We start from the raw sequence: 14,415 nt of genomic DNA, 5'->3' as shown, positions 1-14,415 counted from the left end.
GCACAATATCTTGTCTTGCATTATATTGGGCCCATGACCGCACGCCCCATGACCGAGCCGGCGTTCTTCATCCTCGCCGCGCTGGTCGACACGCCACGCCATGGTTACGGGATCGTCAGCGAGGTGAACCAGCTCTCCGAGGGCCGGGTCGCGCTGAAGATCGGGACGCTGTACGGCGTCCTCGACCGGTTGGTCGCCGACGGCCTGGTCGAGCTGGACCGGGAGGAGCCGCACCAGGGGCGGCTCCGCCGCTACTACCGGCTCACCGAACAGGGCCTCACCGCGCTGAGCGAGCAGGTGGCGCGGCAGGCCGCCAACGCCGAGGCGGCCGCACGGCGGCTGGCCGCGCACCGGCCCGCGACCGCCGGAGGCCTGGGATGACCAGTCTGCTGGAGGAGCGCTACCGCCGGGTTCTGCGCCTGCTGCCGGCGGACTACCGGCACGCCTGGGAGGAGGACATGGTCGACTCCTTCCTGCAGGGCGCGTACGACGCCAATCCCGAGGATCCGGAAGGCGTCGAGATCAGCAGCCCGAGCAGGGCCGAGGTGGCCAGCGTCGCGGCGCTCGCGCTGCGGTTGCGCCTGGGCGGCACCGGTGCCGCCCCCCGGCGCTTCGCCCGGGCCGAGGCGATCCGCCTGGTCGCCCTCGCCGGCCTGCTGGCGCACGTCGTCACCGCGCTGACCGACACCCTGACCATGGCCTGGATGGTCTGGCGGCTGGACGACCTCATCGGGCCGGACGGCATTCCCGAGGGGAGCTGGCTCACCGACCGCTGGCATGCTCTGTGGGCCCTGGCCGGCCTGCTGTGGCTCCCGGCCTACCTGTCACTGCTGTTCGGCCACCGGCGCGCGGCCCGGGTGCTGGCGGTGGTCGCCCTCCTCCCGATGCTGTTCTCCGGCGCCGTGGGCCCGGCCGGCTACGAGTTCACCTCCGGCCAGGCGTACGCGCTCTTCTTCGGCGCGTTGCCGGTGCTGGCCCTCGCCGCCTTCCACCAGGACGCCCCGCCGATCCGGTACCGGCCGTGGCTGATCGCCGTGCCTGTCGGCGTCGCGCTCGCACTCGCCGTCCAACTGCCCGTCCACCTCAACTCCCACCGGCTCGGCGCCGGCCGGGACCTGTGGTTGCTGGCCCTGGTGGACTGGCCGGGCCTGTGGTGCACGGCGCTGGCCGGGGCGACCGTCATGCAACTCGTCGCGACCCGCCGGTCGGCCATCCCGAGCCGGCCGCTGGCGCTGGCCCTGCTCGTCGCGGCGGCCTTCGGCCTTCGCCTGGCGACGACGCTGGACTACTTCCGTTGGGGAGCCCCGGACAACATCCTGCCTACGGCGGTCGGCGCCGTGCAGTGCGCCGTCATGCTGGCCGCGGGCGGCTACCTGATCACGGTGGCGGCCCGCGGAATGCGGCGGCTACCGGCGCCGTCCGCCGCGACCGGGGCCGACGCTCGCCACGGCTGACCTGCGAGGGGTACGATCGCGGGCGGCGCGGTCCGCGCGCCGTACCCCCTGACCGGCGCCCACGCACGCCGGCGATGCGGGGGCGAAGGTGGCCACCATGCCATCGCGGAGCGTGAGTCGCAGTCGTCCATGTCCGCCGCAGTGCAGCCGGACGGGGCGCGGTCAGCCGGCGTGGGGCAGTGCCGCTGCCGCCGTCCCGGACAGGACATGACGTGACCGAACAACGCCGCCTCAAGAAGCTGGTGCGGGAGCGCATGGCGCGCACCGGCGAGTCGTACACCACCGCCCGCCGCCATGTGGTCCGACCGCAGCCCCCCGCGCTGCCGAGCGGCCTCGTCCCCGGGTACGACGCGTTCGGGCCGGGGCAGCACCGGCTCAGTTCACTCGCCGTGCATCTTCTGCGCCAGGCCGGGGTCGCGTGCTCCGAGGCGATGGTGTGCGGGCTTGCCGGAGGCGTCGGCTTCATGTACGCGGTCTTCGAGTACCGCGGCATGCCGCCGATCGTGACGATCGTGGCCCAGCACCACCCGGATCCCTGGGTCGAGTCGGCGCTGCGCCGGCTGCCACTCACGTTCGTCGAGGAGCACAGCACCTCGACGCCGCGTGCCCTGGCCGCGCTGCGCGCTGCGGTCGAGCGGGGCAAACCGGTCTACGTCAGCGTGGACCGGTCGCGCCTGCCCTGGCACGGCGGCCAGGCGGCGCTGGCGACGGAACCGTACGGCATCGTGGTGGCCGGCATCGACGGCGACACCGTCCTCATCGACGACTCCGCCGCGGTGCCGCACCGGCTGTCGCTCGACGAGTTCGCGGCGGCCTGGGCCGGGCACAAGAAGGGCCGGCACCACCGGATCGTGGTGGAATCCGTCGCGGCCGGCCGGCCGGAGGTCGATGACGCGATCGCGACCACGGTCGCGCACCTCACCGGGCCGGTGCTCGGGCACGGCTTCGACGCGAACTTCGGGTTCTCCGGCATGCGCCGGCTTGCCGACCAGCTCCGCGACGGCCGGACGAAATCAGGATGGCAGCGCAGACTCGGCTCGCCGGAGTCGTTCGGCACGGCGATGCGCCGGCTCTACGAGTGCCTCGAACTGTCGTACACCGGGCCCGGCGGCACCCGCCCGCTCTATGCGGACTTCCTGGACGAGGCGGCCGCCATGCTGGGGCGACCGGCACTGGCCGGCGCGGCGAAGCTGTTCCGCGAGTCGGGCGACCGCTGGTCGGCGCTCGCCGCGCGGGCCGAGGCACACGCGGGAGAGTACGGCGAACTGTCCGAGCGCCGGATGATGCTCGCCATGACCGGCGCCGACGTCCGCGAGATCGACGAACGCATCGCCGCACTGCCGCCGGTGCCCGACCTCGGCGCCGAGGGCCGGGCCGCGCTGTTCGCCGAGCTCGCCGACCTGGTCGACGCCGCGCACGACCTGGAAACCCGCGCGGTGGAAATGCTCACCGGCTGAGGGACCTGCTGTGGCGGGCGACACGAATGCGCCGCATATCCGTCATTGTGCGCTCACTCGACGTAACGTGGAGGGCTGCCCCGGGCGGGTCCGCATGCCGGACGCCCGGTTCACGCCGACCCGTGAGGTGAATGTGGTGCACGCCTGGTGACCGTGACGACTGATCTGCCACTGGTGGAGCTTCCCCCCGTCGCTACCGAACCGGTGGCGCCCGCGGTGTTCCGGTCCACTTCACCCCCGGTCCGCCGGACGCTGCTGGACATCCTGGACGAGACCGTGGATGCGCACCCCGGGGCCCTGGCTCTCGACGGCGGCGCGACGGTGCTGACCTACCGTGAGCTGGCCGTGGAGGTCGACGCCGTGCGGGCGTCGCTGGCGGGACACGGGATCGGCCCCGGCGACCGGGTGGGGGTCCGGGTCTCGTCCGGTACGGCCGAGCTGTATCTCGCGATCCTCGGTGTGCTCGCGGCCGGTGCCGCCTACGTGCCTGTCGACGCGGACGATCCCGAGGAACGCGCCGAGCTCGTCCTCGCCGAGGCGGGCGTGTCCGCAGTGGTCGGCGACGGGCTCGCCGTGTCGCTGCGCCGTACCCCCGGCGGGCGGTCCGGCCGGCCCGGACCGGCCGACGACGTCTGGATCATCTTCACCTCCGGCTCGACGGGAACTCCGAAGGGCGTCGCCGTCAGCCACGGCGCGGCGGCGGCCTTCGTGGACGCCGAGGCACGGCTGTTCCTCGCCGGCGAGACCGACGAGGCGATCGGACCGCATGACCGCGTGCTGGCCGGTTTGTCGGTGGCGTTCGACGCGTCCTGTGAGGAGATGTGGCTGGCGTGGCGGCACGGCGCGTGCCTGGTGCCGGCCGCGCGGTCGCTCGTCCGTAGCGGCGCCGACCTGGGCCCGTGGCTGGCCGAGCAGCGCATCTCGGTGGTGTCCACAGTGCCGACGCTCGCCGCGCTGTGGCCGGTCGAGGCGCTGGACGAGGTCCGGCTGTTGATTTTCGGCGGCGAGGCCTGCCCGCCGGAGCTCGCCGAGCGTCTGGCCGTCGAGGGACGCGAGGTCTGGAACACGTACGGGCCGACCGAGGCGACCGTGGTCGCCTGCGCCGCGCGGATGACCGGTGACGGGCCGGTGCGCATCGGGCTGCCGCTCGCCGGCTGGCAGCTCGCGGTCGTCGACCCCTCGGGCGAGCCGGTCGCGATGGGGGAGACCGGCGAGCTGGTGATCGGCGGGGTGGGACTCGCGCGCTACCTGGATGCGCACAAAGACGCCGAGAAGTTCGCGCCGCTGCCGGCGCTCGGCTGGCAGCGGGCGTACCGCAGCGGGGACATCGTCCGGGCGGAGCCGCAGGGTCTGTCGTTCGTCGGCCGCGGCGACGAGCAGGTCAAGCTCGGTGGGCGCCGGATCGAACTGGGCGAGATCGACGCCGCGTTGCAGGCACTGCCGGGGGTCGCCGGTGCGGCCGCGGCGGTGCAGCGGACCGCCGCGGGCAACCAACTGCTGGTGGGGTACGTGGTGCCTCGCGACGGCGCCGATCTCGACGTCGCGGCGGCGACGCGGTGGATCCGGGAGCGGCTGCCCGCCGCGCTCGTCCCGCTGCTGGCCGTGGTGGACGCTCTGCCGACCCGGACGTCCGGGAAGGTGGATCGGGCCGCGCTGCCCTGGCCGCTGGCCACCGTCGCGGATGCGGCGGCCGAGTTGACCGCGACCGAGGAATGGCTCGCCGGCGGGTGGGAGGAGACGCTCGGCGTCCGTCCCACCGAGGCGGACGCCGACTTCTTCCACCACGGTGGCGGCAGCCTGAGTGCGGCGCAGCTCGTGGCGTGGATCCGGCGCCGGCATCCGCAGGTCTCGGTGGCCGACATCTACCGGCACCCGAAGCTGTCACAGCTCGCGGGGGTGCTCGCCGCGCTCGGCGACACGACGGCGGTCCGCCGGGAGGTCCGGCCGACGCCGCGGTGGTCCGGGCTGGTCCAGCTCGCGTTGATGCTGCCGATGCTCGCGCTGGTCGGGCTCCGCTGGCTGACCGTCCTGGCCGCGCTGGGCAACATCGCCGCCGTGGGCGTCCCGGCGCCGTGGGCGCCGGCGGTGTCCTGGTGGTGGGTGGCGCTGGGTGGGGTGCTGCTGTTCAGCCCGCCCGGCCGGATCGGCCTGGCGGCCGGGGGAGCGCGGCTGCTGCTGCGTGGCGTACGCCCGGGCAGCTACCCGCGGGGCGGCGGCGTACATCTGCGGTTGTGGGCCGCCGAGCGGCTCGCCGAGCTGACCGGCGCGACGAGCGTCGCCGGAGCGTCGTGGATGATCACCTATGCCAGGGCGCTGGGGGCCGAGATCGGCCCCGACGTCGACCTGCATTCCGCGCCGCCGGTCACGGGTCTGCTGAGGCTCGGCCGCGGCGCGGCGATCGAGCCCGAGGTCGACCTGGCCGGTCACTGGGTCGACGGCGACGTCGTGCACATCGGCAAGGTGCGCGTCGGCGCCGGCGCCCGCGTCGGGTCGCGCAGCACGCTGATGCCCGGCGCCCGGGTCGGCAAGGGCGCGCGGATCGCCGCCGGCTCGACCGTGGCCGGCGCCGTGCCGGCGCACCAGCGCTGGGCCGGCTCACCGGCGGCACCCGCCGCCAGGGACACGGCCGCATGGCCCGCCCGGCGCCCGCCGCGGTCGGCGGTGCGGTCCCGCTTCTGGATCGCGGCGTACGGGCTGACCGCGCAGCTCATGGGGCTGCTGCCGGTCCTGGCCGCCCTGCCGGGCCTCGCCGTGCTCGGCGCAACGATCGCCTCGCGCCCGGCGGCCGGCCCGGTGCTGGCCGCCGTCGCGGTGGCGACCCTCGCCTACTTCGCCGGCTATGCGCTCCTGGTGCTCGTCGCCGTCCGGGCGCTCAGCATCGGCATGCGCGCCGGTTGCCATCCCGTCCACGGGCGGGTGGCGTGGCAGGTGTGGACGACCGAGCGGCTGATGGGAATGGCCCGGGTCGGACTGTTCCCGCTCTACGCCAGCCTCTTCACACCGGTGTGGCTGCGGCTGCTGGGCGCGAAGGTGGGTCGCGGCGCGGAGGTGTCGACGGTGCTGGCGCTGCCGGCGATGACCACGGTCGCCGACGGCGCGTTCCTGGCCGACGACACCATGGTCGCCACGTACGAGCTGAGCCACGGGTGGCTGCGGGTCGCCCCGGCCCGCATCGGCAAGCAGGCGTTCCTGGGCAATTCCGGGATGGCGGCGCCCGGGCGTTCGGTGCCCAAGCGCGGCCTGGTGGGCGTGCTGTCGTCGGCGCCGCGCAAGGCGAAGAAGGGCTCGTCGTGGCTCGGCGCTCCGCCGATGCCGTTGCGCCGTACCGTCGAGTCGGCCGACACCAGCCGTACCTTCGACCCGCCGGTCCGGCTGAAACTGGCCCGGGCCGCGGTCGAGCTGTGCCGGATCGCCCCGGTGATGTGCGCCGCCGCCCTCGCCGTCGGCGTTCTCGCCGCCCTCGCGTTCGTGTGGCAGGTCGCCGGAGGGTGGGCGGCCGCGCTCGCCGCCGGCCCGGTGCTGCTCGGCGCGGCGCTCACCGCCGCCGCGACGGCGACGGCCGCGAAGTGGCTGCTGGCCGGGCGGTTCCGCGCCGGCGACCGCGCGCTGTGGACCTCCTTCGTCTGGCGCAACGAGCTCGCCGACACGTTCGTCGAGGTCCTCGCCGCGCCCTGGCTGGTCCGCTTCGCCGCCGGGACGCCGCTGCTCACGGCCTGGCTGCGGACGCTCGGCGCCCGGATCGGCCGGGGTGTCTGGCTGGAGACCTACTGGCTGCCCGAGTACGACCTGGTACGGCTCGGCGACGGCGCCACGGTGAACCGCGGTTGTGTGGTGCAGACCCACCTGTTCCATGATCGTGTCATGAGCATGGATGAGGTGACCCTGGGTGCGGGAGCCACGCTCGGCCCGCACGGCATCGTTCTGCCCGGCGCGAGCATCGGTGCACGGACCACCGTGGGGCCCGGCTCGCTGGTGACGCGCGGCGACGCCGTACCCGTCGACAGCCGGTGGCTCGGCAACCCGATCGCGACCTGGCCGGCGCCGGCCTCCCGCCGGGGATGACCCCGAAACCGACGGTCGGCGCCACGCCCGGCGCCGACCGCTCGACCGACTCGTACCTTCCCGAGCACGGCAACGGCGGCTACCGGGTGCTGCACTACGACCTCGACCTCGACTACCGGGTCGCCACCAACCGTCTCGCCGGCAGGGCGGCGGTCACCGCCGTGGCCGCCCAGCCGCTGTCGAGGCTCACCCTCGACCTCGGCCGCTTCCGGGTCCAGGACGTCCGGGTGGACGGGCGGCCGGCGAAGTTCGCCCACCGCCCGGACAAGCTGCACATCAGGCCGGAGCGCCCGCTCGGCGCCGGCGCCGCGTTCCGGGTCGACATCCGGTACTCGGGCAAGCCGGTGCCCGTCGCCAGCCGGTGGGGCGACATCGGCTGGGACGAGCTTACCGACGGCGTCATCGTCGCCAGCCAGCCGCTCGGGTCACCTTCGTGGTTCCCCTGTGACGACCAGCCGGGCGCCAAGGCCAGCTTCCAGGTGGCGGTCACCACGCCGTCGGCGTACACCGTCCTGGTGACCGGCGACCCGATCTCTCGGCACCGCGGTGCCGGCACCACCACCTGGGTGTTCGAGCGCCGCGAGCCCACCGCCCCGTACCTCATGAGCGTGCAGATCGGCCGGTACGAGCGGGTCGACCTCGCCGTGGGCGGCGTCGTCCAGCACGCCGCGATCCCGCACACCGTGCGCGCCGACTTCGCGCACGACTTCGGCCGGCACGGCGAGATCATGGAGACGCTGCAGCGGTTCTTCGGCCCGTACCCCTTCCGGGAGTACGTCGTGGTGGTCACCGACGACGATCTCGACGATCCGATCGAGGCGCAGGGCATGTCCGTCTTCGGGAAGAACCACGTCGACGGGCGGCGTACCCACGAGCGGCTCGTGGTGCACGAGCTGGCCCACCAGTGGTTCGGCAACAGCCTCACGGTCGCGGACTGGCGGCACATCTGGCTGAACGAGGGCTTCGCCACGTACGCCGAATGGTTGTGGTCCGGGGTCTGCGGCGACCGGCCGGCGGACGCCCTGGCGGCCGAGTGGCACGCCTACGTCGCGGCTCGCCCGGAGAAGATGATCGTCGCGAACCCCGGCGTTGAGCGGATGTTCGACCCGGTGGTCTACAAGCGCGGCGCGCTCACGCTGCACGCCCTGCGGAAGACGGTCGGCGACGACTCGTTCTTCGCGCTCTTGCGGGCCTGGGTCGCCGAGCATCAGCACGCCACCGTGACGACCGAGCAGTTCCGGTCGCACGCCCAGCGGTTCGCCAGGGAGCCCTTGGCAGGCCTGTTCGCCGCCTGGCTGGACAGCCGGGCGCTGCCGCCACTGCCTCGATAGCGTCAGGTGAGCTGGAACTCGCGGACGAGCGTGCGCAACTGAACCGCCAGCCGCGCCAGGTCGACCGCCGCGCTCTGGGTCTCGCCGGCGCCGACGCTGGTCAGCGACGCTCCCTGCACGACCTCTCCGAGGCTGTTCGTGATGCCGTCGACCGCGGCCACGGCGCGCTCGACGCTGGCCGAGATCTCCGCCGTCGCCCGGCTCTGTGCCTCCACGGCGTCGCCGATGACGTCCTGGGTGCCGTTGATGTCGCCGACGATGCGGGCCACCTCGGCGATGGCCTCGCGCATCGCCTGCGAGTCGCGCTGGATGGCGTCGATCTGCCGGGAGATGTCCTCGGTCGCCGCGGCCGTCTCCCGGGCCAGGTCCTTGACCTCACCGGCGACGACGGAGAAGCCCTTGCCGGACTCGCCGGCCCGGGCGGCCTCGATGGTGGCGTTGAGGGCGAGCAGGTTGGTCTGCTCGGCGATCGAGGTGATCAGCTTGACCACGTCGCCGATCGCGGCGCTCGACGTGTCGAGGCGCTGCGCGAGCTCCCCGGACGTCGCGGCCGCGCCGGCGGCGTCGGCGGCGATCCGCCGGGCCTCGACGGTACGAGCGGCGATCTCGTCGATCGAGTCGCCGATGTGGGTGACGCTGGACGCCGCCCCGTTCACCGCCTCGTGGACCGAGTCGGCCGCGCTGGACAGGATGGAGGTGCGCTCCACCGTCGTCTCGGCGCCCTGGGTCATGCTGCCGCTGGTGGCGTGCATCTCCTCCGAGGCGCTGGCCAGAGTGTCCGCCGCCTCGTCGAGCTCGGTGATGGCCGTACGGACGTTCTGGGTGGCCCGGCCCATCGCCTGGGAGAGCTCGGTCAGCTCGTCCGACCCGGTGACGCGCGGCTGGACGGTCAGGTTCTTGTCGGCGATGGCGTTGGCCACGTGCAGGCAGTCCTTGAGGCGCCGGCTGGTGTGCCGGGCCAGCACCACGGCGGAACCCAGCAGCAGCACGGCGGCGACGATGCTGCCGGCGATCGTGAGGGTACGCGCGGAGCGCTGAGCGGCCTCGGCGTCGAGGCTGGCCTGGCGGGCCTCGGCGGTGATGGCCGCCTCGACCGGCTCCAGCGAGGCGCCGAGCGCGTCCGAGGCCTTCTGGAACTCGGGCAGCGCGGCGCGAGCCCGGTTCTGGGCGGGGTCCGTGACGCCGAGGTTGGCCAGACTCACGACCCGCTGGCTCAGTGTGATCAGTAGCTCGACCTTGTCGTCCAGGCCGGCGGCCGCGGCCCGTACCGGGGCCGGTGCGGTGTCGGCGTGCAGGGCCGCGATGCTGTCGCGCAGCGTGGCGGCGTCGCCGCCGAGGCTGTCGAGCGCGGCGCGGCGCTGTTCGGCGGTGCGGGCGACCATGGCGGCGAGCACGTCGCCGCGCAGCACCGCCTGGGCGGCGGCGACGGCCCGGTCCGCCCGGACCGCATCCGTGGCGCGGACGAGACGATCCTGCGCACGCTGTTGCTGGCCGGCCGCGAGCAGGCCGATTCCGCCGACGGCCAGGACCAGTGCCAAGCCGGCGGTCGCCAGCGCGACGATCTTGCGACCCAGTGTCAGGCGCGGCATTACGCGGACCATGGTGACCTTCCGACGGAGGACTTGCCTTTTCCAAATCGGCTGACTATTGCGGAAGCTGAGCGGTGATCGAGTCTCATCTCCCCCGGGCACCGGCCGATGAGAAGGTCACAGGCAGTCAAGTTCTCGGGAGAAGCTCATGCGCGCGATCCGTGTCATGACGGCGTTGGCCGTCGCGACCGCTGTCACCATCGGCGGTGCGAGCTACTCGGGCGCGGCACCGAGCGGGCAGGGAGCCGCGGCCGCCGCGGTCCCGGCCGACGTCCGCGAGGCCGGGGTGCTCGTGGTGGCCTCGGAGATCGCCTACCCGCCGTTCGAGTTCTACGACGACCAGAAGAAGCCGCAGGGCGTCGACTACGACCTCGCCGTCGCCCTGACCGAGCGGATGAACCTGCGCCTGGACTTCCGCAACGTGGCGTGGGACGACATCATCCCCACCGTCGCCGAGCACAAGGCCGACGCCGTCATGTCCGGGATGACCGATAACGCCGAGCGCCAGCAGAAGCTGACCTATGTCGACTACCTCATCGAGGGTTCGCAGGTCGTGGTGGCGCAGGGCAACCCGGCCGGGATCAAGGGCCTCGACGGCGTCTGCGGCCGCAGGGTCGCGTTCCAGGCCGAGACGACCCAGGACGAGCTCGTCAGGGCCCAGGCCGAGCTGTGCGCCGACGCCGGGCGCCCCGCACCGCGCGTGCGCGCCGTCGAGGCGGGCGAGGCCTACCCGCTGCTGCAGAAGGGCACCGTCGACGCCGTGGTGGACGGCTACACCAGCGCCGCCACCCAGGTCGAGGAGGGTCAGGGCGCGTTCGAGCTGGTCGGTGTCCAACTGGAGGCCAGCCCCATGGGCATCGGCCTGGCCAAGGACCGGCTCGAGCTGCGCCACGCCGTCCAGCTCGCCCTGCGCGAGATCATCGCCGACGGCACCTACGCCAAGGTGCTCGACAAGTGGGGCATCGGCGCCGAGGCGCTGACCACCGCCGCCATCGACGGCGGGGTCTAGCCGGCGCGACCGCGGCCGGAGGCCCGGTCAGTACACGTCACGGACGTAGCGCTTGTCGGCGGACAGTTGGTCGAGGTAGGCGTTCGCGGCGTCGGCGTCGAGCCGCCCGTGGGTGGTGGCGATGTCGTGCAGGGCGCCGTCGACGTCGCGAGCCATCCGGCTGGCGTCGCCGCAGACGTAGAGGTGGGCGCCGTCCTGCAGCCAGTTCCAGAGCCGGGCGCCGTGTTCCCGCATGCGGTCCTGGACGTAGACCTTGGTGCGTTGGTCCCGGGAGAAGGCCAGGTCGAGATGCGTGAGGACGCCGTCCTTGCGCAGCTCGGCGAGTCGGCCGCGGTGGCGCGCACGGGCCGGTGGGCGATGACGTCGAGGGCCTGCCGGCTCCGTGTCCAGGTGGCGAGTTCGCCGGTGTTGCCGGGGCGTAGCAGGGTCTTCAGATGTGGGTCGCCGGTGCGGTCGGCGACGAAACGCAGCAGGCGGCCGGTGATCCGCGTGATGTCGAGCTGCTTGCGCAGCGCGTCCTCCAGGCGGGTGGGGCCCAGCCCGGGTATCTCGATCGCGTCGTCGGGGTGCAGCCCGGTGGCGGCCAGCCATTCGATGACCAGGTCCGGACGGTTGGCCGGCCACACGCCGAGCGCGTCGCCGGCCTCGTAGTCCAGGCCGCCGCCGGTGTCGAAGGTGAATCGGCGGACATCCTTGGCCGAGCCGGGCAGGCTCAGCCGGCAACTGCCGGTGAGCACGGCCGTCAGCGGCGTGGCCTTGGTCGGGGCCGCCACCGGCGCCGGTGTGCCGCGCAGCGCGACGATGACCCGGTCCAGCCAGGCAGCGGCGGCTTGTTCGTAGTCGGGTTCGCAGTCGACGCGCCGGATGAGTCGGGCGGCGCCGAGGTCGTGCAGGCGGGAGTCGAGGCGGCGGCCGTGGCCGCAGAAGTCGTCGTAGCTGGAGTCGCCGAAGGCGAGCACGGCGTAACGACGGCCGTCCAGGCGCGGTGCGTCGTCCGCTTCGAGGCTCCGCCAGAACTTGTCGCCGTTGTCGGGAGCCTCGCCGTCGCCATAGGTACTGGTAACGACGAGCAGGTCGGCGGTGGCGCCGAGGGCGTCGACGGCAGTCGTGTCCATGCCGCGCAGGACCGGTCGCAGGCCGGCCTCGGACAGCCGGGCGGCAACGGTGCGGGCGAACTCCTCGGCATTGCCGGTCTGCGAGGCCCACAACACGTGCACCTCAGCGGCGGGTTCCGCCGGCACCGAGGCCCGCTCGTCGCCGGCCGCGCCGGTCGCCCGCTCGTCGCCGGCCGCGCCGGTCGCCCGCTCGTCGCCGGCCGCGCCGGTCGCCCGCTCGTCGCCGGCCTCGCCGGGGGTCCGGGCGTACGCGCCGGCGAGCAGCCCGTTGAGCCAGAGCACGGTGTCCGGGTCGAACGGTGCGTTGTCCGGCAGCACCGGTGCCGCGCCGGGCGCGGGTGGTGCCGTGGCGAGCGCCGTCATGAACCCGGCCAGGTAGTGCCGCTGCCCGGCAGACAACGGCGGCACCGCGGGGTCCAGCCCGAGAGCGCCCCGGAGAGCGGGCAGGGGGCTCGTACCGACCGGTGCGAGCGCGGCGGCCGGGGCGGTGACGCGGGCCAGGGCGACGGCACAGACCTTCAGTTCGGGCTGGAAGGAGACCGGGTCCACGGCGTCGCTGGTCACGGCGTTGATGCTGAGGTGCTCGCCGAACAGGTCGTTCCAGTGGAACGGGGCGAAGCAGTTGCCGGGCATCACCCGGTCGGTGACGACCGCGGGCAGGACGGCGCGTCCGCGGCGGGAGGCGATCTGGACCCGGTCGCCGTCGGCGATGGCCAGCGCCTCCGCGTCGGCCGGGTTGACCTCGACGAACGGCCGCGGGTTGAGCCGGTTGCGCGGGTGAACGCCTCGCCGTGGCCCATCTCCGTCGCGACCCGGGCGATCAACTGCCAGTCCGGCAGGGCCTGCCCGGGCGGGTCGACGGCGGGCCGCACCCGGGTGAGGGTCCGCTCGGAGTTGACCATGATGCCGTCGGTCTCCGACCACGTCGCCGCGGGCAGGATGACATCGGCGTACGCGGTGGTCTCGGTCTCGGCGAACGCGTCCTGAGCCACGACGAACTCCGCGGCCTCCAGCGCCTCGATGACGGTCCTGCGGTTACCGACCGAAGCGACCGGGTTGGTGCAGATGATCCAGCATGCCTTGATGTGCCCCTCGGCCATGCGGGAGAACATCTCCACGGTGCCTTTGCCGACATCCGTCCGCAGGGTTCCCGCGGGCAGCCCCCAGACGTCCTCGGTGAAGGCCCGGTCCTGCGGCACGAGTACGGACCGCTGCCCGGGCAGACCGGGTCCCATGTAGCCCATTTCCCGGCCGCCCATCGCGTTGGGCTGACCGGTCAGCGAGAACGGTCCCGATCCGGGGCGGCAGATCGCGCCGGTGGCCAGATGCAGGTTGATCAGGGCGTTGGTGTTCCAGGTGCCGTGGGTGGACTGGTTGAGGCCCATCGTCCAGCAGCTCGTCCAGTCGGCGGCCGAACCGATCAGGTCGGCGGCGCGGCGGAGGTCGGCCTCGGGAATCCCGGTGATCTCGGCGACCCGGCCGGGCGGATAGCCGGCCAGGAAGGCGGGCATCGCCTCCCAGCCCTCGGTGTGCGCGGCGATGAAATCGTGGTCGAGGTGCCCGTTCGCCACGATCAGCTGCAGCAGGCCGTTGAGCAGGGCCAGGTCGGTGCCGGGACGGATCTGCAGGAACAGGTCGGCCTGGTCCGCGGTGGCGGTGCGCCGCGGATCGACGACGATCAGCTTCGCCCCCGCCTTGAGCCGGTCGCGCAGGCGCAGGAACAGGATCGGGTGGCAGTCGGCCATGTTCGCGCCGATGACGAGGAAGACGTCCGCATGATCGAAGTCGTCGTAGGAGCCGGGCGGCCCGTCCGCGCCGAGCGACAGCCTGTATCCGGAACCGGCGCTGGCCATGCAGAGCCGCGAGTTGGACTCGATCTGATTCGTGCCGATGAACCCTTTGACGAGTTTGTTCGCCAGATACTGCGCCTCGAGGGTCATCTGCCCGGAGACGTACACGGCCACCGCGTCCGGTCCGTGCGTGTCGACTATGGACCTCAATCGCCGGGCGGTTTCCGTGATCGCGGCGTCCACGTCCAGGTCGGCCGGCGCGGTGCCGCGCTCGCGCCGTACCTTCGCGGTGGCCAGCCGGCCCGGCGCGGAGAGCAGGTCCACACTGGTCGCGCCCTTGGCGCACAGCCGGCCCGCGTTCGCCGGATGCGCCCGGTCACCCGTGGCTTTGCGCACCGTGCGGCGCCCGTCCGGGCCGTGGCCGACGTCCAGCACTATTCCACATCCGACGCCGCAGTACGAGCAGACCGTCCGGACCCGCGTCACGTCGCTCCCGCCGACCACCCACACCTCCGTGCATCCCCGGTCCCGGAGCGTACGTAAAAGATCACGCCGGCGCTGCCCCCCGCGACGCCAGGAGACCGTCGTCACCGGCGTACGCGGAGCCG

The 14,415-nt window shown here is 73.4% G+C and carries 9 protein-coding genes; 6 read left to right on the top strand and 3 right to left on the bottom strand.

The features are described from left to right. Positions 1–48: 48 nt before the first annotated feature. From EDD30_RS07015 to EDD30_RS06995, 5 genes are all read left to right on the top strand, one after another. Entirely contained in the window at positions 49–381 is a 333-nt protein-coding gene (locus tag EDD30_RS07015; RefSeq protein ID WP_071803727.1) for a PadR family transcriptional regulator, read from the top strand. Next, positions 378–1,454 carry a hypothetical protein gene (locus EDD30_RS07010; RefSeq protein WP_071803728.1) on the top strand — a complete coding sequence of 359 codons (1,077 nt, stop codon included), beginning with the start codon at positions 378–380 and terminating at the stop codon, positions 1,452–1,454. Before EDD30_RS07015 ends, EDD30_RS07010 begins: the two co-directional genes overlap by 4 nt. A 212-nt stretch (positions 1,455–1,666) precedes the next feature. Then, positions 1,667–2,911, top strand: coding sequence for a BtrH N-terminal domain-containing protein (locus tag EDD30_RS07005; protein ID WP_071803729.1), 1,245 nt, complete (start codon positions 1,667–1,669; stop codon positions 2,909–2,911). 153 nt (positions 2,912–3,064) lie between these two features. Continuing rightward, positions 3,065–6,973, top strand: a complete 3,909-nt coding sequence (locus EDD30_RS07000; RefSeq protein WP_425321276.1) for a Pls/PosA family non-ribosomal peptide synthetase — start codon at positions 3,065–3,067, stop codon at positions 6,971–6,973. Next, complete coding sequence (locus tag EDD30_RS06995; RefSeq protein WP_071810228.1) at positions 6,970–8,304, top strand: M1 family metallopeptidase; 1,335 nt, start codon at positions 6,970–6,972, stop codon at positions 8,302–8,304. The genes EDD30_RS07000 and EDD30_RS06995 overlap by 4 nt, the downstream gene beginning before the upstream one ends. Before the next feature lie 2 nt (positions 8,305–8,306). Here EDD30_RS06995 and EDD30_RS06990 read toward each other — a convergent pair whose 3' ends face one another. Beyond that, positions 8,307–9,893, bottom strand: coding sequence for a methyl-accepting chemotaxis protein (locus tag EDD30_RS06990; RefSeq protein ID WP_071810226.1), 1,587 nt, complete (start codon positions 9,891–9,893; stop codon positions 8,307–8,309). A gap of 148 nt (positions 9,894–10,041) precedes the next feature. Between EDD30_RS06990 and EDD30_RS06985 the strand changes: the two genes are divergently transcribed. Continuing rightward, positions 10,042–10,902, top strand: a complete 861-nt coding sequence (locus EDD30_RS06985) for an ABC transporter substrate-binding protein (RefSeq protein ID WP_071810227.1) — start codon at positions 10,042–10,044, stop codon at positions 10,900–10,902. On the opposite strand, the gene EDD30_RS40430 is transcribed toward EDD30_RS06985, so the two are convergent. Both EDD30_RS40430 and EDD30_RS40425 read right to left on the bottom strand, forming a co-directional pair. Continuing rightward, positions 10,899–12,728: a flavodoxin domain-containing protein gene (locus EDD30_RS40430; protein WP_244945571.1), complete on the bottom strand. Its 1,830-nt coding sequence runs from the start codon at positions 12,726–12,728 to the stop codon at positions 10,899–10,901. The genes EDD30_RS06985 and EDD30_RS40430 overlap by 4 nt on opposite strands. Beyond that, on the bottom strand, positions 12,650–14,311 hold the full coding sequence (locus EDD30_RS40425) for a molybdopterin-dependent oxidoreductase (protein ID WP_244945150.1): 1,662 nt from the start codon (positions 14,309–14,311) through the stop codon (positions 12,650–12,652). The genes EDD30_RS40430 and EDD30_RS40425 overlap by 79 nt, the downstream gene beginning before the upstream one ends. Between the last annotated feature and the right edge of the window lie 104 nt (positions 14,312–14,415).

Origin of the sequence: Couchioplanes caeruleus, from assembly GCF_003751945.1 — a bacterium.
GTDB lineage: Bacteria > Actinomycetota > Actinomycetes > Mycobacteriales > Micromonosporaceae > Actinoplanes > Actinoplanes caeruleus.
This window is presented reverse-complemented; position numbering and strand designations above follow the sequence as displayed.

Bases quoted from the DNA above. Each gene is read 5' to 3' on its own strand.
- EDD30_RS07015 (WP_071803727.1), top strand. From the start codon at position 49: ATGACCGAGCCGGCGTTCTTCATCCTCGCCGCGCTGGTCGACACGCCA.
- EDD30_RS07010 (WP_071803728.1), top strand. From the start codon at position 378: ATGACCAGTCTGCTGGAGGAGCGCTACCGCCGGGTTCTGCGCCTGCTG.
- EDD30_RS06995 (WP_071810228.1), top strand. From the start codon at position 6,970: ATGACCCCGAAACCGACGGTCGGCGCCACGCCCGGCGCCGACCGCTCG.
- EDD30_RS06990 (WP_071810226.1), bottom strand. From the start codon at position 9,893: ATGCCGCGCCTGACACTGGGTCGCAAGATCGTCGCGCTGGCGACCGCC.
- EDD30_RS06985 (WP_071810227.1), top strand. From the start codon at position 10,042: ATGCGCGCGATCCGTGTCATGACGGCGTTGGCCGTCGCGACCGCTGTC.